The sequence below is a fragment of the Sphingobium sp. genome (genome assembly GCF_035511395.1).
In the GTDB taxonomy this organism is placed as follows: Bacteria; Pseudomonadota; Alphaproteobacteria; order Sphingomonadales; family Sphingomonadaceae; genus Sphingobium.
In genome coordinates this window covers 1-3,051 of sequence record NZ_DATKFP010000210.1, presented here as the reverse complement: position 1 = coordinate 3,051, position 3,051 = coordinate 1, and the positions used below count along the sequence as shown (strand labels likewise).

General features: G+C 63.2%; 3 protein-coding genes. 2 read left to right on the top strand and 1 reads right to left on the bottom strand.

From position 1 onward, the window contains the following. Positions 1-43: 43 nt before the first annotated feature. Both VMR39_RS14630 and VMR39_RS14625 read left to right on the top strand, forming a co-directional pair. Positions 44-1,015: a tripartite tricarboxylate transporter substrate binding protein gene (locus tag VMR39_RS14630; protein ID WP_325416719.1), complete on the top strand. Its 972-nt coding sequence runs from the start codon at positions 44-46 to the stop codon at positions 1,013-1,015. Between the two features lie 62 nt (positions 1,016-1,077). After that, positions 1,078-2,256 (top strand): FAD-dependent monooxygenase, encoded by a 1,179-nt coding sequence (locus tag VMR39_RS14625; protein WP_130357705.1) that lies wholly within the window; start codon positions 1,078-1,080, stop codon positions 2,254-2,256. A 46-nt stretch (positions 2,257-2,302) separates the two neighbouring features. Here the strand turns inward: VMR39_RS14625 and VMR39_RS14620 are convergent, their stop codons facing one another. Next, positions 2,303-2,923 (bottom strand): TetR/AcrR family transcriptional regulator, encoded by a 621-nt coding sequence (locus VMR39_RS14620; RefSeq protein WP_325416718.1) that lies wholly within the window; start codon positions 2,921-2,923, stop codon positions 2,303-2,305. Positions 2,924-3,051 lie beyond the last annotated feature (128 nt).

Genomic DNA, 3,051 nt, shown 5'->3' with positions numbered 1-3,051 from the left:
TTCGTGGAATGAACCGCGACCATTTCCCCAAGAGGATGGAGACATGAGGAAATTCCCCCGCCGTGGAGCGTGGCTGTTGATGTTTGCCATAGGGGGCGGGCATGCTGCCGCGACCTATCCCGAGCGTCCTTTGCGAATCGTCGTGCCGTTCGCGCCCGGTGGCGTTGCGGATGCGACAGCGCGGTTGATAGCCGCAGAAATGTCGGAAGAGCTCGGGCAATCGGTCGTCGTCGAGAATCGTGCAGGGGGGGCCGCCATCATAGGAACCACCCTGGTCGCCAAGGCACCGGCGGACGGCTATACCTTGTTGCTGGGCAGCACCAACATTTCAACCAATCCTGCGCTGTACAAGAAACTTCCCTACGACGCGGACAAGGAACTGACCCCGGTGGCGCTGGCGGTGGTGGTGCCCGGGGTGATCGTCACGCATCCCTCGGTTCCGGCCCGCAACCTGCCTGACCTCGTCCAATACGCGCGCCGAAATCCGGACAAGTTGAGCTATTCGTCGGTGGGGCTTGGAAGTTTCTCGCACCTGGCTGTCGAGCGGCTCGCCCAGCAGACCTCAACCAAGGTGGTACACGTTCCCTATAAGGGCTACGCCCCGGCCATCATGTCGGTGATCAGCGGCGAGACCCATTTCCTGATCAGCGATCTGCAGGGAGCCTTGCCGTATATCAAGGCCGGCAAGCTCAATGCGATGGCGGTGACAGGCAACAAACGTCTTGCCGTTCTGCCCGATGTCGCGACGGCTCAAGAGGCCGGCCTCAAGGATTACGAGGCGGTGGGATGGCTGGGCATCATGGCTCCGGCGGGTACTCCGCAACCCGTGATTGCAAGATTGAATGCAATCGTGAACAAGGCCATGCGCAGGCAGGACGTGTCCCAACGTTACCTCGAGCAGGGCTCGGAAACCTTCGACGGCAGCCCGCAGGACTTTCGCCGCTTCCTTGACGAGAACCGCCGCGGTTGGGAGCAGGTGATTCGCGCCGGCGGCATCACCGTCGATGCTTCCTGAACGGGACGGCTCATACCCTTCGAATCGGCCTGGCGACACTTTTCATCATCAAAGGATTTTCCATGCACATGTCTTCCATCTCCCGAGCGCCGAGGGTGGCCCTGGTCGGGGCTGGGATCGGCGGCCTGACCGCGGCGGCGGCCTTGCATCAGCGAGGCTTCGAAGTCTCAGTCTATGAGCGGGCTTCGCACCTCGGCGAGGTGGGGGCGGGATTGCAGATGGCGCCGAATGCGGTGAAGGTGTTGCGCGCGCTGGGCGTAGAAGAGGCTTTCGGACGCTTTGCCCCGGAGCCGTCCGTGCGTCTGTCCATCAAGTGGGACGACGGCACCGTGCGAGACCGCGTGCCATTGCCCGCGGCCATGCGGGCGCAATATGGCGCGAGCTATCACACCGCGCACCGGGCGGATCTTCACTCGCTATTGGCCAGCCTTGTGCCCGAAGGGACCATCCACACCGACGCGGAGTGCGCATCGGTCGAAAACACGAAGTCAGGGGCGGTCATCTCCTTGACGGATGGCCGGCAAGTCGAGGCCGATGTGGTGGTTGGCGCCGACGGTATTCACTCTCGGGTCGCGAGGTGTCTTTTCGGCGAACGCGAGGCCCGCTTCACGCACCAGATCTGCTGGCGCATCATTCTTCCCATGCAAGCATTGCGCGATGCGTCGGCGTCGCTGCCAGTCCCTCTGGATGGTTCCGAATATACGGGCTGGCTCGGGCCAACGGGGCATGTTCTTTTCTATCCGCTGCGCAAGGGAGAACTGCTCAACATTTTTGCCGGTCGAGTGGCCAAGGACGATTGGGCGGAAGAGAACTGGGCCGTGCCCAGCCGTATCGACGATATGCTGAAAGCCTATGCGGGTTGGCATCCGGGTATGCTCGATGTGATGTCGCGCGCGCAGGAAGTCTACAAGTGGGGAATCCGGGATCGTGACCCGTTGCAGGAATGGGGGCGTGGTCGGATCACATTGCTGGGCGATGCCGCGCATCCGATGATGCCGACGCTCGCACAAGGGGCCGCCGTCTCGATGGAGGACGGCTACGCCCTGGCGCATTTTCTCGACTACGGACGCGGCGATCTGGACAGCGCGCTGCTGGCTTATCAGCGCGAACGCCAACCGCGAGCCGCAAAGGTACAACTGCAGGCCCGCGATCAATTCCGCAATAACCAGTTGACGCCACCCCCGCCGCCGCTGCCGGTGGATTGGATCTATGGCTACGACGTTGCGAAGCTGCCGGTTTGAGATTTGCCAGAGTGCCGGCGTCTGGCACCCGCCAAAGCGATGGGCTTCATGAAGACGGCGCGCGGTGGAGCATCGTGCCCGGCCGCGCCGCGCTGACCGTCGACAGGATGGACTCGAATGCCTCGTGCGTCTGGTGCATCGCCGACGGCGAGGCCGGGTCGATCCACAGATAGCTGTAGTAATACATGCCCAGAAGCGCCTTGAGCCGGAAGCGCGAGTACGGCGCGAAGACGCCGGTCTTTTCGCCTTCGATCAGGGTTTCCTTCCAGATCCTCTCGTAGCTGGCATGTAGCGCCAGCACCGCCTGGCGCCGGTCGTCGCTCAGGGATAGGGTTTCCCGGAAGCAGACGGCCAGTTCGTCGCGATGGGCGCCGATGACGTCGATGAGTTCGGCGCCCAGGCGCCGCAGCCGCAGCGCCGGGTCGGCGATCTCGGCCTTGGCCAGCTTGGCCTGCTGGAGCAGCTTGGCCATGTAGCGCCGGCATATTTCCTCCAGCAGGTCTTCCTTGCTGGGGAAGTAGTGGTAGAACGCCCCGCGGCTGAGGCTCAGCGCCGCGCACAGTTCGCTCATGCCCACGGCATGGAACCCTCGATGGACGAAAAGCGCCGCCGCGCCGGCCAATATCCGATCGCGGTTGGCGGCCAGCTCTTCCGTTTTCCTGTTCACCACGATGGTTGTGGGCGCACTGCCTTGTCGATATCAGCGGGAATTGTAATGGGAGCCGGGGTGGGCGCGGCTCGCCGGCTCATGTACACTCCGCATGGCAGACCGACCGATCGGTCGGTCTGTGGGAT